Origin of the sequence: Caniella muris, assembly GCF_943193035.1 — a bacterium.
Taxonomy (GTDB): domain Bacteria; phylum Actinomycetota; class Coriobacteriia; order Coriobacteriales; family Atopobiaceae; genus Granulimonas; species Granulimonas faecalis.
The window spans coordinates 1,401,029-1,419,300 of the sequence record NZ_CALPCK010000001.1 but is presented as its reverse complement, the minus strand read 5'-3'; the positions used below and the strand labels follow the sequence as shown (position 1 = coordinate 1,419,300).

Here is an 18,272-nt window from a genome sequence, read left to right as displayed (position 1 = left end):
ATTCAGGCTGAATACAGCTGTCCCGATAAGGGAAGGAAGTGGAACCTATGAAGTCCAAACGCACCCACCCACGCCTTCTGTCCATGCGCACCGTGCTGGCCGCCGTGTTGGCCGTGGCCCTCTCGGTGCCCCAGCCCTGCGTGGCCGCCGTGGCCGAGGCGGTCCGGGAGGGGACGTCGACCACCGTCTTCGGCGGCGTCACGGTCACGGGCGGCGTGAGCGGCGTCGACTACGACGTGAGTATCTCGCCGCTCCTGCTCACCGTGAAGACGGGGACCCCGCTGAGCTTCTCGGGCACCGGCGAGGGCTCGATCAAGATCGCCGAGGGGGTGGACGCCTCCATCACCCTGGACAATCTGGACCTCACGAGCAAGAGCTCCGCGCCCTCGACGGCCGCGGACCGCAACTCGCCCATCGACCTCTGGCCCGGCTCGTCGCTCCACATCACCCTGGCCGACGGCTCCACCAACTACCTGCGCACGCAGCTCGACACCAACTGCGCCGGCATCCACGTGGCCGAGACCGCCAAGCTCACCATCGACGACTCCGTGACCAACCGCCTCGTCGACGGCACCCACGTGGAGGTGGACGGCGGCAAGATCGCCACGGCCGGCACGCTGCTCAACGGCACCGAGGTGGCCGTGGGCGACGAGATCCTCAAGCTCGCCTCCGACGACCCCGGCGTCCTCAAGGTGGCCGGCGGCTACGGCTGCGCGGCCATCGGCTCCGGCTCCATGGAGAACGCCGGGCTCATGGTCTTCGACGGCGGCTCCATCGTCGCGGTGACCTGGCGCGGCGTGGCCGTGGACCTCGACAACCCCGGTGCCGGCGGCGACGCCGACTCCCCGGTGAGCGGCAGCTACTACGCCAGCGCCGGCGCGGGCATCGGCGCCGGCTGCGGCGGCGGTGCCACCGACATGGTCTTCAACGCCGCCGACATCGACGCCTACGGCTCGTACCATGGCGCCGCCATCGGCGCCCCGCTGCGCTACGAGGGCGGCACCACCTACAACGGCGGCGCCCGCCAGCCCAGCGCCCTCACCACCACCCCCAACTCCACCTGCGGAAACATCACCATCAACGGCGGCTTCCTCAAGGCCCGCGGCTTCACCCACGGCAACGCCTTCGGCGGCGCCTGCGACTCCGCGGCCGCCCCGGGCGCCAAGGGCAAGGTCATCAAGGTCACCGGCGGCACCCTGCTGCCCACGTCGGGGAGCGGCCGTTGGGACCTCGGCGGCCGCGACGGCACCGTCATCGTCACCGGCGGCTCCATGCGCATCGCCAACATGAGCAAGTTCCAGGGCGACGGCCCGTGGTCCGACGAGACCAAGACCACCAAGCTCACCATGGTCACCATCGACATGAAGGCCGAGCTCGAGCAGCTCGACAGCCTCAACTCCAAGATCAGCGGCTGGCAGCTCCTCGTCAACGGGCAGCCCCACAGCTACGGCGCGCCAACCATGTTCGACGACGGCAAGCTGTACCTCTGGCTCTCCGACGCCTACCTCCAGAAGGACCCCGAGACCGGCAAGTCCGCCCGCATCGAGGTGCGCCTCAACTACATCGACGCCAACGGCAAGGAGCAGCGCCTCGAGCCCCTCTACGTGGAGGAGCTCGGCGGTTCCTCCGGGTCCACCCTCAAGCGCTACGTCAACATCGACCTCGACAACGAGGAGCTCGACCCCGCCGCCCGCGAGGTCGTGGCCGGCTACTTCTCCAAGCTCGACAAGTACTACGACGGCCTGCCCCTGCCCGGCCTCGAGCTCTCCGAGGAGGAGGGCCACTACATCTCCACCGCGGGCCTCGAGACCGTAAGCGCCTCACCGACTCCAGCTCCCTCGAGTACACCTACCAGACCGTCTCCGAGGAGGTCGACAAGAACGGCGACCCCGTGATCATCGGCTCCGGCTCGTCCCTGCCCACGGACTCCGGGCGCCAGCTCATCGAGATCGTCTCCAAGCAGTACGCCTCCGACCCCGGCATGCAGTCGTACTGGGGCCACCGCATCCGCGGCAACGCCGTCATCAACCCGGTGAACTCCGCCACCCAGGCCGACATCTCCTCCCTCGGCCACGGCGTCGACGTCGAGGTGGGAGGGGAGACCCGTTCCTACAGCGAACCCACGTGGGCCCAGGGCTCCGACTCCGCCATCGACTTCAACACCGCCACCATGGACTGCCTCGTGGTGCCCTTCGACGTGACGAGCGGCACCATCCCCGGCACCGACACGCCGTCGGCCGCCACGTGCGCGGCCCCCACGGGCACCGTGAGCCTCTACCTCGACGGCCGGCCCCTCACGGCCTCCCAGGGCGGCGTGATCGAGCTCGACGAGGAGACCTTCAGGGACACCTCCGTCCCCGTGGCGGTAGAGAAGGTCGACGGCCGCGAGCACGTGGTGGGTTACTTCAAGATCACGCGCTCCCAGCTCGAGGCCTGGGGCCTCGCCGCCACCGATGACAACCAGCACACCGTGCAGGTGCGCTACACGTCCGTGACCTCGGACGACCCGCCCCTGCGCGGCGACCGCTCCACGGGCCCGGCCTACGAGGACAGCGCCTACCTCGACTACTACGAGAGCGAGAGCCCGGTCACCAACGTCGAGATCGAGATGGCCCAGCCCGGCTTCACGCTCTACAGCGGCGCCCTGACGGCCACGGGCTTCGACCCGGCCGACCCCTTTGCCAAGGACCCCTCCGCCCTCGACGTGGCCGCGGCCCGCATCAGCTACCTCGACGGCGAGCGCGACGACGCCGGCAACCTGGTGGTGGGCGACGACGGCTCCCTCAAGACCTGGGTGGTCGACGCCGACTACGAGGCTGCACCGGCCCAGCAGGTGGTCGACGGCGCCACGTTCATCGGCAAGGACAAGGACTGGTTCGACGTCTACACGCTCACGAGCTCCGTGGGCGAGATCGACATCGTGAGCTCCGACCCCGGCGTCGTCGCCGTGGAGCCCAACGCCAGCCTCGTGGGGCGCCGCGCCCAGTACCGGCCCGGCACCTCCACCTACGTGGCCGGCACCAAGGCCCGCGTGGTGGGTACCGGCGTGGCCGTGATCACCGCCACCATCCACGGCACGGGCGCCTACGACGGGGCCACCCGCAGCTTCCGGGTGTTCGTGAACCCGGACCTCGCCACGGAGCCCACGCTCGAGGCGTCCATGACGGCGCGGGACGTCTCGCGCTCCGACGGCACCGTGCGCCCGGGCGACACCGTGCGCTACACCGCGGTGGTCTCCAACACCGCCGGCCTGACCATGTACCAGAACCCGGTCTACTCCCTCACCGTGCCGGCCGACGCCACGCTCTCGTCCCTGCGCCTCGTGGCGGCCGACGGCTCCGTGACCGCCCTCGAGGAGGGCAGCGGCTACACGCGCTCGGGCGACACCCTCACCGTGGCGAGCCTGCCGGCCCTCTACGGCGGCCAGTCCGTGCGCTTTGTGATGGACGTCACGGTGAACGACGGCGTGATCCTGCCTGAGCACGGGCCCCTGGAGGCCCTGCGCTCCGAGTGCGCCACCTGGGGCGTGTACGGTCAGGACAAGTTCCACGACGACGTGTTCCCGTGGGACACGCGCTTTGACTTTGAGAACGGCAAGGAGCTGGGCAACGCCGACGAGCCCGCCGCGAGCGCCTGGGCCGACCCCATGGCCGAGAAGCGGGACCCGTCCGACCCCTCCGACCCCGACCCCGACGACCCGTCCCACACCGTCGACGACGCCGAGGGCACCGAGACCCGCACCGTGGACCCCGGTGCCGTGATGGATGACGACGAGCTTGCCGAGGTGGCCGCCCGCATCGCCGCCGAGAACGGCAAGGGGCTCCCCGAGGGCGTGACGCCCACGGTGTCCGTGACGCGCGTCGACGGTGCCGGCAGGACCACCGTGACCGGTGGCGTGCCCCTCTCGGCCCCCGCCACCTACCGCGTGACCGTCACCTGGGAGCACGAGGGCGACGACGGCTCCATCACCACCACCGTGGTGGTGCAGGTGGACGTCACCGACGGGGACGACCACGACCTCGTGGTGGTCCCTGCCGACCCCGACGTGCCCGCGGGCGACATCTCCGTGGCCAAGACCTGGGTCAACGTGACGGCCGGTGCCGAGGACCGCGGCAACCGCGAGGTCGTGCAGGTGGGTGACGAGCTGCTCTACACCATCACCGCGACCAACGCCAAGGCGGGCTCCGTGTACCACGCCGCCGTGGTGGCCGACACGCTCCCCGTTGGCGTGGAGTACGTGCCCGGCTCCATCGAGGTCGTGTGCCGCCGTGGCACCGAGAAGGAGCGCCTGCTCAAGGCCGACGACTTCTCGGTCGACTACGGCGCCGACAGCCGCACGCTCTACGTGGCCGTGGGCGACCTCTACGGCGGCGAGACGGCCACCGTGCGCTTCAGGGCCCGCGTGACCGCCGAGCGCCTGAGCCACACCGACCCGCAGTCGCTCGTGAACGTGGGGCGCGCCTTCGGCACGCTGCCCACGGACACCCTGAGCGACCCCGACCCCGATCCCGACGACCCCGACGCCCCCAAGAAGGTCGTGGTGACGCCGCCCGACGACACCCCCGGGCCCTTCGGCGACGACAACCCGCCCGCCGACCCCACCCTCGACGACCGCAAGGACGAGGAGCCCGCGAACGTCGAGCTGGAGTACACGGAGCACGTGCGCGCCGTGGCCGCCGACGCCGAGGTCACCTCCATCACCCGCGACGAGCTTCTCGGGCACCTGCGCGGCTTCGCGGCGGCCGACGGCTACGAGCTCTCGGCCGAGCCCACCGACCTCGCGTTCACGGCGGCCCACGCCGTGGCGCCCCTCGGCCGCGCCGTCACCGGCGACGAGGCCACCTCGCTCGTCGAGACCGGCCGGAGCGAGCTTGCGGCCACCTATGTGGCCGAGGACGGCTCCCGGGTGAGGGCCGTCCTGCACCACGTGGTGTGGGACGACGACACCCCCGAGGACGAGCGCCCCGGCGACGACCCCGCACCCGGGACCTTCTCGGCGGCCATGACGGTCTCCGAGCGCGTCTCCGAGGGCACCGTCACCGCCTCCGAGCTCAAGGACCGTGCCCTGGCCCTGGCGGCCGACCGCGGCCTGACCCTGCCGGACGGCGTCGCCGCGGGCGACTGGAAGCTCGTGCGCGTGGCTGCCGACGGCTCCGAGGAGGAGGTGGCCCCCGACGCCGAGGTGGACCTCTCCGAGCCCGCGACCTATCGGGTGGACGTCTCCTACCGCCGCGAGGCCGCCGGTGACACACGCGGGCTGACCGGCACCCTGGCCCTGGGCTACGTGCTCTTTGACGGCACCTACCCCGAGAGCGACCCGGTGCCCGGCACCGTGGGCCCCGTGGCCCCCGCCGACCCTGACACGGCCCAGGTGACCGTGGCCAAGGAGTCCACCAACAAGACGCCCCACGGGGATGGCAAGGCCCATGTGGGCGACCTCATCTCCTACACCGTCACCGTGGCCAACGGCGGCGCTGCCGAGACCTGCGTGTACGACGTGGTGGTCTCCGACGAGCTGCCCGTGGGCGTGGAGGTCGTGGCCGGCACCATGACCCTGGAGCTCCCCGGCGGGGAGACGGTGGCCGTGCCCGACGCCGTGTACGACCCGGCGACCCACGCCATCTCGGTGTTCGGCGGCTCGCTCAAGGGTGGCGAGCAGGCGGTGCTGCGGTTTGACGCCCGGGTGACCGAGGACGCCGAGGGCCGCGACATCGGCAACCACGCCGTGGCGTCCTTCGTGCGGCCGTCCGACGCGCCCACGGAGACGATCTTCGGCCGCGACGACGACGCCCCCGCGCCGGGCGACCCCGCCAAGCCGGAGGACTTCGCCGGCTCCGTGGTCCTCGACCCCACGCCGGCCGCCTACCCCGACGGCGCCTCCGACCCGGTGGCCCCCGCCGAGGGCGGCTCCGGCGGCGCTGACGGCAGTGGCACCGATGGCTCCGGCGGCAGCGGCACCCTGAGGCCCGCCCTCACGCCGCTCTCCCGCGTGCCGGTGGGACGCATCCTGCCGGTCACCGGGGACGTGGCCTCCCTGGCCCCGGTGCTCGGCGGCCTCGCGGCCGTCGCCCTGGGCGCCACGGGCGCGCTCGTGGCACGGTCGCGCCGCCGCGACGGGTAGGCCCCGCCATCTATCTCCGCCTGAACGCGATTGAGGGCGACTTTCCGCGGGCGAAACCCCCGGAAGTCGCCCTCATCCGTGTTCAGGCGGGCAGAATCCGCCCCTGACCGCGTTCAGGTGGGGGAGGGGTCGCCCTCAGACGCGTTCAGGTGCCGAGTAGGGATGCCGATGGGCGCGGGTGTCGAGGATGGGTGATGGGGACGGGATGCCGTGCCGTCCCGTCGTGCCACACGGGCGCATCTGGGCTATAATGCAAGCCCGATGCGGGCATCGCCAAGTGGTAAGGCATCAGCTTCCCAAGCTGACATCCGCGGGTTCGAGTCCCGTTGCCCGCTCCATCGCGCTTCCGGCCCCCACCAAGGGGGCTTTTTTGTGTGTGGCAGACAGGAGGAGGCCATGCAGGAGAGGTTCGACCGGGGGATGGCGGAGGCGGTCAGGGCGTTCGTCGTGCGCAACCGCAACTCCGACGGTACCTATTCCCTCGACCCCAAGATCACGCCGGAGGCCCTGGTCTCCCTCATCCACGAGGCCGTCGGCGATGAGCTCTCGTTCTACCCCGAGGCCGACCAGCTGGTGTGGGACGTGGCCCGCCACATGGGGTTCGTCATACCGGCGTGCCCGGTGGAGTCGCGCGGCGACGCCAAGGCCTTCCTGGCGGAGTACGGGGTGAGGAACGCCGACCAGTGGTACCGGAGGTTCGGGTTCGACGACGACGTGATGAAGAACTTCTATGCGACATCCGTCCTCATGGCGCGCAACACCCCCTTCTGGCGCAAGCTGATTCCGGTGCCCAAGCTGGCCGCCACCAAGGCGTCGACGTTCGCCCCGTACCTCGTGGACGCGCTCGACTTCTGCCTTGGGTATGAGACGGGGGCGGACGACGACCGGCTGTTCCGCTGCTGAGCCGGCCCCGCCCGCACGCAAGGTCTTCCGCAAACCTCTGAAAGGAGTTGCCCGGTCATGAGCCGTGAGCTTACCGACGAGGAGTTCGACATCCAGATGGGGGCGCTCGCACCCCGTCTCAAGAAGTACGCGCACCTGCTGGTGCGCGAGGGCCTCGGCCTCACCGAGGGCCAGGAGCTCGTGGTGGAGGCGCCCGTCGAGGCCGTCTCCTTCGTGCGCGACGTCGTCGCGGCCGGTTACGCCGAGGGCGCCGGCCACGTCACCGTGGTGTGGAGCGACGAGGCCGTCACCCGCATGGAGTACGAGAACGTGCCCAAGGGGTGGTTCGAGCGCGTGCCCGAGTGGCGCGTCAAGCAGATGAACGGCCTCGCCGAGCAGGGCGCCGCCTTCCTGTGGCTGGACGGCGACGACCCCGACGGCATGGCCGGCGTGGACCAGGCCAAGGTGGCGGCCCGCCGCAAGGCCTCCAACACCCAGTGCGACGTGTGGCGTCACGGGTTGGACTTCGGCCTCAACGCCTGGTGCATCGGCGGCGTGCCCACCCGCGCCTGGGCCCAGAAGGTCTTTCCCGACCTCGGTCCCCACGCGGCGGTCGTCGAGCTGTGGGAGGCCATCCTCTCCGTGGCCCGCGTGACCGACGACCCCCAGAGCGCCTGGGAGACCCACAACGCCACGCTCGAGAAGAACAAGCGCTCGCTCAACCGCCGTCACTTCGACGCCCTCCACTACGTGAGCGAGAGCAGCGGCACCGACCTCGTGATCGGCCTCTCGCCGCGTCACATCTGGGACGGCGGCGCCGCCGAGACCCAGGGCGGGGTGCGGTTCTTCCCCAACATCCCCACGGAGGAGGTCTTCACCACCCCCGACCGCAACCGTGCCGACGGCATCGTCCACTCGGCCCTGCCGCTCGTCCACAACGGCAGCGTGGTGCGCGACTTCTGGTTCCGCTTCGAGGGCGGCCGCGTGGCCGACTTCGGCGCCGCCGAGGGGGCGGACGTCCTGGAGCACATCCTCGCCACCGACGAGGGCGCGGCCCGCCTGGGGGAGTGCGCGCTCATCTCCAAGAACACGCCCATCCGCGAGAGCGGCCTGCTCTTCTACAACACCCTCTACGACGAGAACGCCTCGTGCCACCTGGCGCTGGGCATGGGCTTCCCCGAGTGCTACGAGGGCGGCTACGACCTCTCGCCCACGGAGCTCGAGGCCTCCGGCGTCAACCAGAGCGCCCAGCACGTGGACTTCATGATCGGCACCGACGACCTCGACATCACGGGCGTCACCGCCAAGGGCGAGGAGGTCCCGGTGTTCATCCATGGCCAGTGGGCGTGGGAGTAGGGTAAGATTGCACACACCGCGCGCGACGCGTGCGTTCACGGGCCTTTAGCTCAGCTGGCAGAGCAGGAGACTTTTAATCTCAAGGTCGTGGGTTCGAACCCCACAGGGCCCACCATAGGCACAGACGCCCCCACCCGCCGACAGTCGGCGGGTGGGGGCGTTCCTTTTATATAGAATCGTGGACAATCCACGGAATCATGAGGGATGGGGGTTCCCATGGCAGGTTTCGAGTACCGCCACCGCGACGTGCCGTTCCGCGACTTCCTGGCCACGAACGTGGGCGAGGGGCTGCTTCCCAGGGGGGTGCGGGACAACGACGGTGCCTGCGCCGCTCTGGACCGCTGCATGGAGATCGTGGCCGAGGAGGCACGGGACGGCTGGCGTCTCGTGCAGGTGGTCCCCATGTTGAGCGAACGCGTGGCCTACATGCAGGGGAACGACCGGACCTGGGGCTACCGTGTGGTCCTGGAGCGTCCGGTGGGGGAGGAGTGACCATGGCCGTCATCACCACGTTCGACGTCGTCGACTGCAACCGCGCCCTCGCCGAGGCCGGTTTCTCCGGCTCGGTACACCTTCACGACGCCTGCGGGGCCCAGTCCCTCTCCTGGGACGAGTCCCTCGACTTCGGACCCGAGCCCGTGGGGCCGTGGCTGGAGCGGTTCTTCGCGTCCCGCGGCGCGACGGTGCGCGCCCTGGAGGGCCGGCGCCTCGTGGCGGGGAGCTGACGGGGCCCGCCGTGGCGCCGAGAGGGGACCCATGGCGCTCCGTTATGGAAATCGGTGAACGTATCTATATGATGGTGAGTTGATGTTACGGCGTTACGGGTACGGTCCTGTGTCACAACCGTCTTCGCAACGGCATCGCACCGCGGTGCAGATTCTTTAAGTCTGTATTTATAACAGCGTGTGGATACTGGCGTTACGGAATGCATATCCCGTTCAGGTACGGTGCGTTACGACGAGCGTCGAGTTAGGTCCAAGGTCACTTTCGTCACGGCATGCCGTCGCACGAAGACGGTGGGTAACACGCCTTAACGGCAGTGGGATACGGTGGGCCGGCGGTGATACAATGACCGTCACGTTTGTCGCACCCTAAAAGGAGCAAGCCCTGTGGCCACCCTCAAAGAACTCGCAACCCGCTGCAACGTCTCCAAGATGACGGTCATCCGCACCATCGACAGCCTGGGCCTGCGCGGCGAGCACGTGGTCAAGAAGGGCGAGCGCGGCATGCTCGACATCGATGATTACGCCGCCTCCCTCATCGCCGACACCCTGATGAAGCGCGCCGAGCCCCAGCCTGCCAAGGCGGAGGAGGCCCAGCCGGCGGCCGCGGTGGACGCCGCGCCGCGGGAGAGCGAGACGGCCGAGGTCTACCGTTCGTGGATCGAGGACAGCCGCCGCGCCTACGAGGAGCGCATCGAGGGCCTCAAAGAGCAGCTTGTTGCCAAAGACGCCCAGATAGCCCAGCTCACGTCGCTGCTCGAGGCCCAGAACGCCTCCATCGAGAAGGAGCGGGACGAGGCCCGGGAGGCGTCCGCCGCCCTGCGCGACGCCCTGATGAGGGCCAATTCGGCCACGGAGACCCTGGGCCGCATCAAGTCGGCCACGCTGCGCCAGCGGCTCTTCGGGTTCAAGGGGCTGCTTCCCTCGGGGGAGTGACCTAGTCGTCCACGGCCGAGAGGCCGACGCCGAAGAGGATCCCCAGGATCGTGGTGTAGACGATGCCGACGTCCGAGAGGCGGTAGTCGTTGAAGTCGACGCTCAGGGCCGTGTGGAGCTGGAGCACGTCGAGGACGTCCGAGACGAAGAGCACCGCCATCACGGCCAGCGGCGCCCAGAACAGCAGCTTGGGGAGCCACGAGGGGTAGCCGAAGGTGGCCAGGCCCCAGAGCCACGACACCACGAGCGAGGTGAGGAGGAACGCCCCGAGCGGCACGCAGGTGGAGCGTGTGACGAAGGTCACCGCCGGACCCATGGCCAGGATCCCCGCGTCGCTGGCCATCACGGCGAAGGCCAGCTGGAACGAGAGGGTCATCCACAGCAGGCAGGCGAGCGTCGCCTGGATGAGCCTCCTCCTCGGCGCCCGCAGAGCCGGGCCGTCCTTGGCCCGGGTGCTCACGGGCATGGCGAAGCCCATGGCGAGGCCGAGGAGCACGATGAGCCACGTGCCGCGCCGCACGATTTCGCTGGAGAAGGCGTCGAGCTGCCGGGCGGTCTCGGTGGCGGGCAGCGCGATGGCGCCCATGGTGGGGAAGGCCGCGATGAAGCACAGGAACCCGAAGGACGCCGCGGCCATGGCGTAGCGGAGGCGCCGGGGTACGCAGATGTCGCGCATGATGACCACCACCATGCCGGCGACGCAGGGGACGGCGTAGGCCACCACCATGCAGGCCAGGGAGCAGACCGAGGCCTCGCCGGCCGTCGCGGCCGGGTCCGCCAGGGCGCAGGTGAGCACGACGAGGCTCACCACGACGGCCGCACACAGCGCGATGCCGGCGTTGAGTATGGGCCTGCGCCCCGGGCGCGCGATGGCGCCGTTCATGTCGTCGTGGCCCATGGCCCCCCTCCTTCCCGAGATCCACACAAGAATACACCGCGTCCCGGCGGCCCGTGAGTCCGCACAGCCGCGGTTCAGCCGGTAGAATCGTCCCCAGTTAGCAGCCGGCCCCCGCCATCCGGAAAGGACGCCCCCCATGATCGACCGCTACACCCGCCCCGAGATGGGCCATATCTTCTCGCTCGAGAACAAGTACGCCATCTGGCAGGAGATCGAGGTGCTGGCGTGCGAGGCCCACGCCAAGCTGGGCGAGTCGGGCATCACCGAGGAGGAGGCCGCTTGGATCCGCGCCCATGCGGGCTTCGACGTGGACGAGGTGGACGCAATCGAGGCGGTCACCAACCACGACGTCATCGCCTTCCTCACCAACCTGGGCGAGCACATCGACGCCGAGGTCCCCGAGGGCGAGCCCAAGCCCAGCCGCCACGTGCACTACGGCATGACCAGCTCCGACCTGGGCGACACCGCCCTCTGTCTGCAGCTGGTGCAGGCCACCGACATCATTGTCGACGACGTCCGGCGCCTCGGCGGCATCTGCCTGCGCCGCGCCTTCGAGGAGCGCGACACCCTCTGCGTGGGCCGCACCCACGGCATCCACGCCGAGCCCATGACCTTCGGCATGAAGTTCGGCAGCTGGGCGTGGGAGCTGTACCGGGACCTGCGGCGCCTCGAGGACGCCCGCGCCAACGTGGCCTGCGGCGCCATCAGCGGCGCGGTGGGCACCTACTCCTCCATCGACCCGGCTGTGGAGGCCTACGTCTGCGAGCACCTCGGCCTGGACGCCGACCCGCTGTCCACCCAGGTGATCAGCCGCGACCACCATGCCTACCTCGCCGGCGTCCTCGCCACGACGGCGGCCACCTGCGAGCGCATCGCCACCGAGATCCGCAACCTGCAGAAGACCGACACCCTCGAGGCCGAGGAGCCCTTCCGCGCCGGCCAGAAGGGCAGCTCGGCCATGCCCCACAAGCGCAACCCCATCACCGCCGAGAAGGTCTGCGGCCTGGCCCGCGTGGTCAAGGCCAACGCCCAGGTGGCCTTCGACAACGTGGCCCTCTGGCACGAGCGCGACATCTCGCACTCCTCTGCCGAGCGCGTGGCCATGGCCGACTCCTTCATCGCCCTCGACCACATGCTCCACTGCCTCATCCGCATCGTGGACGGCCTCGTGCTCTACCCGGCCCAGATGCTCGCCAACCTCAACAAGACCCGCGGCCTCATCTTCTCGTCCAAGGTGCTGCTCGCCCTGGTGGACGAGGGCCTGAGCCGCGAGGACGCCTACGCCGTGGTGCAGGAGAACGCCATGGCCACCTGGCGCGAGATCCAGGCGGGCGAGCCCGGCACCACCTTCCGCGAGAAGCTCGCCGCCGACCCCCGGGTGTCCCTCTCCGAGGAGGCCCTCGACGCCATCTTCGACCCGCGCTCCTTCCTCACCCGCGTGGACGCGGTCTTCGACCGTCTGGGGGAGCTCTCCTTCGAGTAGGCGACTTGTCCGCTCTTTTCCGGTCCCCACGTTTCAGCACGGGGCTCAATGGGCACGAAGACCCCCGTGGAACCCAGGAGAGAGGAGAGGGCATGGCTGTTTCGAAGGAGATCTCGGAGTTCGTCGACGAGGTGTGGCCGAGCGTCAAGAAGGACATCGCGGCCCTGGTGGCGGTGGACTCCGTGGAGAACCTCGCCGCCGCGGCGCCCGGCGCGCCCTGGGGCCCCGGCCCCCGCGCGGCCATGGACGAGGCGCTCGACCAGGCCCGGCGCCACGGGCTCGAGACCTGCGACATCGACGGGCGCATCGCCTACGCCGACCTCTCCGGCACCGGCGACGGCGTGCTTGCCACCATCGCCCATGTGGACGTGGTGCCCGCCGGGCCCGGCTGGGACTCCAACCCCTTCGAGCTGCGCGAGCGCGACGGCTACCTCGTGGGCCGCGGCGTCGTGGACGACAAGGGGCCCTTCGTGCTCACGCTCTGGGCGGCCGAGTACCTCCGCCGCGCCGGCAGGCCGCTGCCCCGCACGCTGCGCTGCATCGTGGGCGTCAACGAGGAGACCGGCATGAAGGACGTGGCGGCCTACCTCGAGCGCGAGGGCGAGCCGTGGTTCCTGTTCACGCCCGACGCCGAGTTCTGCGTGGGCTGCGGCGAGAAGGGCCACCTCACGGCCACGTTCCTCTCGGGCCCCGTGGCCGGCGCGCCCCTCGTCTCGGTGAGCGGCGGCACCGTGGCCAACGCCGTGCCCGGCACCGCCACGGCCGTGGTGGAGGCCCAGGCGGCGAGCCTGCCCGCGGCCGACGGCATCGAGGTCCGAGACCTCGGCGGCGGCCTGGCCGAGCTGTCGGCCACCGGCGTGGGCGGCCATGCCTCGCTGCCCGACGGCACGGTCAACGCCATCGGCGTGCTCATCGGCTACATCGCGGACAACGGCCTGTACGACGAGCGCACCCAGGGCGGCTACGTGGCGTTCATGCAGGGGCTCCTCGCCTCCACCGACGGTTCCTCCGTGGGCCTCGACTCTGCCGACGACAAGTTCGGCCCCCTCACCATGGTGGGCGGCGTGGCCCGTACCGTGGACGGCCGCTTCACCCAGACCGTGGACATCCGCTTCCCGACGTCGACGACCTCCGAGCACCTGCACGCGGTCCTCTTCCGCTTCGCCGAGGAGCACGGCATGCGCATGAGCGCACCCCACGTCATGGAGTCCTCCTACATCGAGCCGGACTCCCCGCAGGTGAGGGCGCTGATCGACGCCTACGAGGGGGTGACCGGCCGGGAGGGTGACGCCTTCACCATGGGCGGCGGCACCTACGCGCGGCACTTCGCCAACGCGGTGTCCTTCGGCCCGGAGGGCGACGACCCCGACAAGCCCGAGTGGGCCGGCTCCATGCACGGTCCCAACGAGGCGGTGAGCGAGGCGGCCCTCAAGGAGGCCCTGGCCGTGTACATCCAGGCGATCGAGAACCTGATGGCGCTGTAGAGGCGCCCGCTGCGGGGGAGTGACAGGCGCGACAGGGGTGCCTGGCCCATCTGTCACTCCCCCTATTTCTCGATTTATGTCATCCGCCCCCTGACGGGCCGCCCCGGAAAAATGGGACAAAAGTGTCCGACCAATGGGACAGGGGGCCGTGTCCCGTGATGATGCCGTGACAACCGTGCGCAGGGTCTGTGCATGCAAGCTGAAAAACCCGGGCCGTCGTATACTTCTCCCCTGACGAAAGGGTTTTAGCTTCATGACCACCCATGACTTTGTGCCGCGCGGGGTCTGCTCCCGCGCGATCCATATAGAGCTCGAGGACGACGGCCGCACCCTGCGCTCCGTGTCCTTCGAGGGCGGCTGCGACGGCAACCTCAAGGCCATCGGCACCCTGTGCGCCGGCCGCCCGGTCGACGAGATCGTGGCCCTCCTCGAGGGCAACACCTGCGGCCGCCGGCCCACCTCCTGCGCCGACCAGCTCACCCGCGCCCTCCGGGCGGCCCAGGCGGAGGTGTAGCCCATGGCATCGACCCAGCGCCGGCCCACGCCGCGCCGGGCCGCCGGCCGCAGCGGCGCTCGCCCGGCTGCCGGCCGGACCCGCCCGGCCCCGTCCGGCAGCACCAGGCCCAAGACGCCCAAGACCCGGCCCGCCGCCACCCGCACGGCCGCCGGCTACGCCGTGCCGCGCCCCGAGGGTGCCGACCGTCCCGCCATCGACCGCCGCACCCTCATCAAGGGCGGCGCGGGCATCGGCGCCGTGGCGCTTCTCGGCTCGGCCCTGAGCTCCATCCAGGGCTGCTCGTCCAAGGGCCAGGCCGACACCCAGGCTCCCGACCCCGTGGTGGTCGACGAGGGCTCGGCCACGAGCGTCCTCGACTCCTACACCGCCGCCGACGCCGCCCCCGGCCTCACCCAGACCGGCGCGTGGACGCTGCCCCTGGGCACCGTGCTCACGCCGTCGGAGGGCCAGTGGATCGCCTGCACGCTCACCGGCGAGAACGCCAACCCGCCCGTGAGCGCCGGCGCGTTCTCCCTGGCCTCCGGCACGGTCCAGACCGTGGTGGAGCGCCCCCGCACCCAGGGTGCCACCTACGTGGTCTACGAGGCCCGCTGCTCCGACTCGGTCTACGCCTGGGTGGAGCTCGACACCGTCTCGGGCTCCTGGACCCTCTACGGCTCGGCCTTCTCGGGCGGCGCCCTCGCCGGCGAGCCCGTGGAGCTCTACTCGGCCGACACCGAGTGGGAGCCTCCCCTGATGGCGTGCTCCGGCGACGCCGTCGTGTGGCTCGTCATGCCCATGGCCTCCGGGTCGCAGTCCACCCAGGACTCCACCTGCCACATCTGGCGCGCCGGCCGGGCCGAGGGCTCTGTGGCGGTGACCTCCCACGGGCGTTTCGCCTGCGAGCCCACCGTCTCCGACGGCGTGGTCACCCTGGTGCCCCGCGTGCGCGAGGATGAGGGCGTCTACTACGGCATCACCGCCTACGACCTGGCGTCCGACCTCTCAAAGCAGGTGGACCAGCTCGTGCTGCCCCAGACCGTCAGGCCCTTCTCGGCCGTGCGCATGGGGGAGCGCTTCGTCTTCCAGATCGAGGCCAACTACCAGTCGGGCGGCCAGCTGGGCAAGATGGGCACCTACGTGTCGCAGGGGGACGGCTCGTTCGTCTCCGTGGCCCGCGAGCCCCTGGCGGCGCCGGCCGGCAAGGGCGACGTCTTCGTGGTGAAGGTGCGGGCCAGCTACGTGGTCGCCGACCTCGCCAACTCGACCTACGGCACCCTGGCCGCCGAGGACCGCGCCGTCGACTACGGCGAGTACCCGGCCCGCGTGGGAACGTGCGACACCTTCGTCACGTTCTGCACCGTCAAGGACCCCACCACCGGCTACCCCTCCGCGGTGTCGGTCCGGGCCTTCTCCGTGGCCTAGGCGGGCCGGTCCCTTTCACCCTTGTCACCCGTGCCCCCCTTTGGATGGAAATTCCCTTGCTGGGGTAGACTGGTATTTGTTCAGTTATATGGAACGGCCCGCGACACCGGGCCGTTGCACCGGTTTTTTGCGAGCAAGGGGGCCCTCCATGGCTTCAGACGCCAAGCGCATTCTGTTGGTTGAGGACGAGAAGGTAATCCGCGACGCCGTGCAGGCGTACCTGGAGCGCGAGGGCTACTGGGTGCGTTCCGTGGGCGACGGCCAGTCGGCCGTGGAGGAGTTCGAGAAGCACACCTTCGACCTCATCATCCTCGACCTCATGCTCCCCAAGCTGTCCGGCGAGCGCGTGTGTCGCGCCATCCGCGACACCTCCGACGTGCCCATCATCATGCTCACCGCCAAGGGCGAGGTGGAGGACCGCATCATCGGCCTCGAGCTCGGCGCCGACGACTACCTCATCAAGCCCTTCTCGCCCCGTGAGCTCGTGGCCCGCGTCCGTGCCCTGCTGCGCCGCGCCCGCGTGGAGGCCGAGCCCCAGATCGAGGTCCTGGACTTCGGCGACCTGGTCATCGACATCTCCGGCCACAAGGTGATGGTGGAGGGCAAGGAGGTCGACCTCACGGCCTCCGAGTTCAAGCTCCTCACCACCCTGGCCCGCTATCCCGGCCGTGTGTACACCCGCATGGAGCTCGTGGAGAAGGTCCTCGGCTACGACTTCGAGGGCTACGAGCGCACCATCGACTCCCACGTGAAGAACCTCCGCGCCAAGCTGGGCGACGACCCCCGCAACCCCAAGTGGCTCTACACCGTGCACGGCGTGGGCTACCGCTTCGAGGCCCCGGAGAAGCCGGCGGAGGAGCAGAAGTAGCCCATGGCCCGCGCCGACTCCCACAGCACCGCCCACGAGGGCCAGGACGGCCAGGAGCACACCGAGGGCCAGGGCGCCGCATGGCAGACCGGTAGGGCGGACGTCGGGCGTGGGCCGAGCTTCTCGAGCCGGCTCATCCTGTCGTTCGCCCTCACGGCGGTCATGACGGCCGCCCTGCTCGTGGCGGTGCTCGGCGTGGTGTGGGAGGGGCAGTTCCAGAGCTACACCCGCGACAACATGGAGCGCATGGCCTCCAACACGGCCAGCATGCTGGCCCGCGCCTACAAGGCCGCCGACGGCTGGGGCGCCTCCACCAACCAGGTGGTGAGCGCCGCGAGCGCCCAGGCGTCCGACGTGGGCATCCAGGTCATCAACGCCAACGGCACGATCATCTACGACGACACATGGCCCGCCTCGGCCGCCACCGGCGAGGACGGCGCGCCCTCCGTGTCGCTCGCCCCGGCCGCGCCGGAGTCTGCCGTCACGGCCCCCGTGGAGGTGGACGGTAAGCGCGTGGGCACCGTGCGCGTGTGGGCCTTCGGCTCCGACGCCCTGCTCACCAAGTCCGACGCCGCGTTCCGCAAGAATTCCTACGGGGCCATCGCGGCCGCGGCCTGCGCCGCCATGCTGCTCGCCTGCATCATGGGCGTGTTCATCTCGCACTCCCTCTCCAAGCCCATCCGGCGCATCGCGCAGGCCGCCAAGGCCCTGCGCAACGGCGACCTCACGGCCCGCTGCCGCGTGGACGGCGAGGACGAGATCGGCCGGTTGGGGGAGACCTTCGACGACATGGCCACGAGCCTCGAGCGCGACCTCACGATGGAGCACCGCCTCACCTCCGACGTGGCTCACGAGCTGCGTACGCCCCTCATGGCCATGCTCGTGAACGTGGAGGCCATGCAGGACGGCGTGCTGCCGGCCGACGACGAGCACCTGGCCCTCGTGGCCAGCGAGGTGCGCCGCCTGTCGCGCCTCGTGGACGCCATGCTGCGGCTCTCGCGCATCGAGAACGGGACCACGGCCGTCAAGCTGGAGACCTGCGACATCGGCGCGCTGGTGGGCGGCATCGTGGAGAGCCAGGAGGGGCTCTTCCGCGACCAGGGGCTCGAGCTCACCTACATCGGCCGCGCCCCCTCCGACGAGCTGCGCTGCGCGGCTGACCCCGACATGATCAAGCAGGCCGTCATCAACCTCATGAGCAACGCCATGCGCTACACGCCCGAGGGCGGCCACGTGGTGGTGTCCGTGGGCCGCGAGGGCTCCGACGTGGTCATCTCCGTGGCCGACACGGGCATCGGCATCGCCGAGGAGGACCTGCCCCGCGTCTTCTCGCGCTTCTGGCGCTCCGATGCCAGCCGCGAGCGCGTGAGCGGCGGCCTCGGCGTGGGCCTCTCCCTCGTGAAGGAGATCGTCTCCAAGCACAACGGCTTCGTGGAGGTGAAGTCGGAGCTCGGGCAGGGTACCGTGTTCATCGTCCACATCCCCGCCGAGCAGCCCTCCCACCGCGTCCGCGGCCTCGGGTCTACGCATTAGGGTTCCTCTACAATGGAGGGTCAGTGCGTCCGGAGAGAGGGGCGCCGAGGCCCACAGACGGGGGAGAG

At 70.3% G+C, this 18,272-nt stretch carries 14 protein-coding genes and 2 tRNA genes; 15 read left to right on the top strand and 1 reads right to left on the bottom strand.

Features of this window, described 5'->3' with window-relative positions:
• Positions 1 to 47: 47 nt before the first annotated feature.
• The 9 genes from NFR49_RS06105 to NFR49_RS06065 all read left to right on the top strand — a co-directional run bounded on the left by NFR49_RS06105 (position 48) and on the right by NFR49_RS06065 (position 10,017).
• Positions 48 to 1,895, top strand: coding sequence for a hypothetical protein (locus NFR49_RS06105; protein ID WP_251158736.1), 1,848 nt, complete (start codon positions 48 to 50; stop codon positions 1,893 to 1,895).
• Positions 1,892 to 6,121, top strand: coding sequence for a hypothetical protein (locus tag NFR49_RS06100; RefSeq protein ID WP_251158735.1), 4,230 nt, complete (start codon positions 1,892 to 1,894; stop codon positions 6,119 to 6,121). The genes NFR49_RS06105 and NFR49_RS06100 overlap by 4 nt, the downstream gene beginning before the upstream one ends.
• Before the next feature lie 263 nt (positions 6,122 to 6,384).
• Positions 6,385 to 6,459: transfer RNA gene (locus NFR49_RS06095), tRNA-Gly, on the top strand.
• Between the two features lie 58 nt (positions 6,460 to 6,517).
• Complete coding sequence (locus NFR49_RS06090) at positions 6,518 to 7,024, top strand: hypothetical protein (RefSeq protein ID WP_251158734.1); 507 nt, start codon at positions 6,518 to 6,520, stop codon at positions 7,022 to 7,024.
• Between the two features lie 57 nt (positions 7,025 to 7,081).
• A complete protein-coding gene (locus NFR49_RS06085; protein ID WP_251158733.1) occupies positions 7,082 to 8,359 on the top strand; it encodes an aminopeptidase in 1,278 nt (425 codons plus the stop codon).
• Positions 8,360 to 8,398: 39 nt separating this feature from the next.
• Positions 8,399 to 8,474, top strand: a tRNA-Lys gene (locus NFR49_RS06080).
• Positions 8,475 to 8,575: 101 nt separating this feature from the next.
• Positions 8,576 to 8,851, top strand: a complete 276-nt coding sequence (locus NFR49_RS06075; protein ID WP_251158732.1) for a DUF4177 domain-containing protein — start codon at positions 8,576 to 8,578, stop codon at positions 8,849 to 8,851.
• A 2-nt stretch (positions 8,852 to 8,853) separates the two neighbouring features.
• Positions 8,854 to 9,084, top strand: a complete 231-nt coding sequence (locus tag NFR49_RS06070) for an RDAC family protein (RefSeq protein WP_251158731.1) — start codon at positions 8,854 to 8,856, stop codon at positions 9,082 to 9,084.
• 384 nt (positions 9,085 to 9,468) lie between these two features.
• On the top strand, positions 9,469 to 10,017 hold the full coding sequence (locus NFR49_RS06065; protein ID WP_251158730.1) for a hypothetical protein: 549 nt from the start codon (positions 9,469 to 9,471) through the stop codon (positions 10,015 to 10,017).
• A 1-nt stretch (position 10,018) separates the two neighbouring features.
• Here NFR49_RS06065 and NFR49_RS06060 read toward each other — a convergent pair whose 3' ends face one another.
• Positions 10,019 to 10,915 (bottom strand): hypothetical protein, encoded by an 897-nt coding sequence (locus NFR49_RS06060; RefSeq protein WP_251158729.1) that lies wholly within the window; start codon positions 10,913 to 10,915, stop codon positions 10,019 to 10,021.
• A gap of 136 nt (positions 10,916 to 11,051) precedes the next feature.
• On the opposite strand from NFR49_RS06060, the gene purB reads away from it, so the two are divergent.
• From purB to NFR49_RS06030, 6 genes are all read left to right on the top strand, one after another.
• Positions 11,052 to 12,398 carry an adenylosuccinate lyase gene (gene purB / locus NFR49_RS06055; RefSeq protein WP_251158728.1) on the top strand — a complete coding sequence of 449 codons (1,347 nt, stop codon included), beginning with the start codon at positions 11,052 to 11,054 and terminating at the stop codon, positions 12,396 to 12,398.
• Positions 12,399 to 12,490: 92 nt separating this feature from the next.
• A complete protein-coding gene (locus NFR49_RS06050; RefSeq protein ID WP_251158727.1) occupies positions 12,491 to 13,882 on the top strand; it encodes a Sapep family Mn(2+)-dependent dipeptidase in 1,392 nt (463 codons plus the stop codon).
• Positions 13,883 to 14,135: 253 nt separating this feature from the next.
• Positions 14,136 to 14,396, top strand: coding sequence for a TIGR03905 family TSCPD domain-containing protein (locus NFR49_RS06045; RefSeq protein ID WP_251158726.1), 261 nt, complete (start codon positions 14,136 to 14,138; stop codon positions 14,394 to 14,396).
• Positions 14,397 to 14,399: 3 nt separating this feature from the next.
• Positions 14,400 to 15,803 carry a Tat pathway signal protein gene (locus tag NFR49_RS06040; RefSeq protein ID WP_251158725.1) on the top strand — a complete coding sequence of 468 codons (1,404 nt, stop codon included), beginning with the start codon at positions 14,400 to 14,402 and terminating at the stop codon, positions 15,801 to 15,803.
• Positions 15,804 to 15,951: 148 nt separating this feature from the next.
• On the top strand, positions 15,952 to 16,671 hold the full coding sequence (locus tag NFR49_RS06035; protein ID WP_135977842.1) for a response regulator transcription factor: 720 nt from the start codon (positions 15,952 to 15,954) through the stop codon (positions 16,669 to 16,671).
• Positions 16,672 to 16,674: 3 nt separating this feature from the next.
• Positions 16,675 to 18,204 (top strand): HAMP domain-containing sensor histidine kinase, encoded by a 1,530-nt coding sequence (locus tag NFR49_RS06030; protein ID WP_251158724.1) that lies wholly within the window; start codon positions 16,675 to 16,677, stop codon positions 18,202 to 18,204.
• The last annotated feature ends 68 nt before the right edge of the window (positions 18,205 to 18,272 follow it).

Bases quoted from the DNA above. Each gene is read 5' to 3' on its own strand.
- NFR49_RS06070 (WP_251158731.1), top strand. From the start codon at position 8,854: ATGGCCGTCATCACCACGTTCGACGTCGTCGACTGCAACCGCGCCCTC.
- NFR49_RS06090 (WP_251158734.1), top strand. From the start codon at position 6,518: ATGCAGGAGAGGTTCGACCGGGGGATGGCGGAGGCGGTCAGGGCGTTC.
- NFR49_RS06050 (WP_251158727.1), top strand. From the start codon at position 12,491: ATGGCTGTTTCGAAGGAGATCTCGGAGTTCGTCGACGAGGTGTGGCCG.
- purB (WP_251158728.1), top strand. From the start codon at position 11,052: ATGATCGACCGCTACACCCGCCCCGAGATGGGCCATATCTTCTCGCTC.
- NFR49_RS06045 (WP_251158726.1), top strand. From the start codon at position 14,136: ATGACCACCCATGACTTTGTGCCGCGCGGGGTCTGCTCCCGCGCGATC.
- NFR49_RS06075 (WP_251158732.1), top strand. From the start codon at position 8,576: ATGGCAGGTTTCGAGTACCGCCACCGCGACGTGCCGTTCCGCGACTTC.
- NFR49_RS06105 (WP_251158736.1), top strand. From the start codon at position 48: ATGAAGTCCAAACGCACCCACCCACGCCTTCTGTCCATGCGCACCGTG.
- NFR49_RS06060 (WP_251158729.1), bottom strand. From the start codon at position 10,915: ATGGGCCACGACGACATGAACGGCGCCATCGCGCGCCCGGGGCGCAGG.
- NFR49_RS06035 (WP_135977842.1), top strand. From the start codon at position 15,952: ATGGCTTCAGACGCCAAGCGCATTCTGTTGGTTGAGGACGAGAAGGTA.
- NFR49_RS06030 (WP_251158724.1), top strand. From the start codon at position 16,675: ATGGCCCGCGCCGACTCCCACAGCACCGCCCACGAGGGCCAGGACGGC.
- NFR49_RS06040 (WP_251158725.1), top strand. From the start codon at position 14,400: ATGGCATCGACCCAGCGCCGGCCCACGCCGCGCCGGGCCGCCGGCCGC.
- NFR49_RS06085 (WP_251158733.1), top strand. From the start codon at position 7,082: ATGAGCCGTGAGCTTACCGACGAGGAGTTCGACATCCAGATGGGGGCG.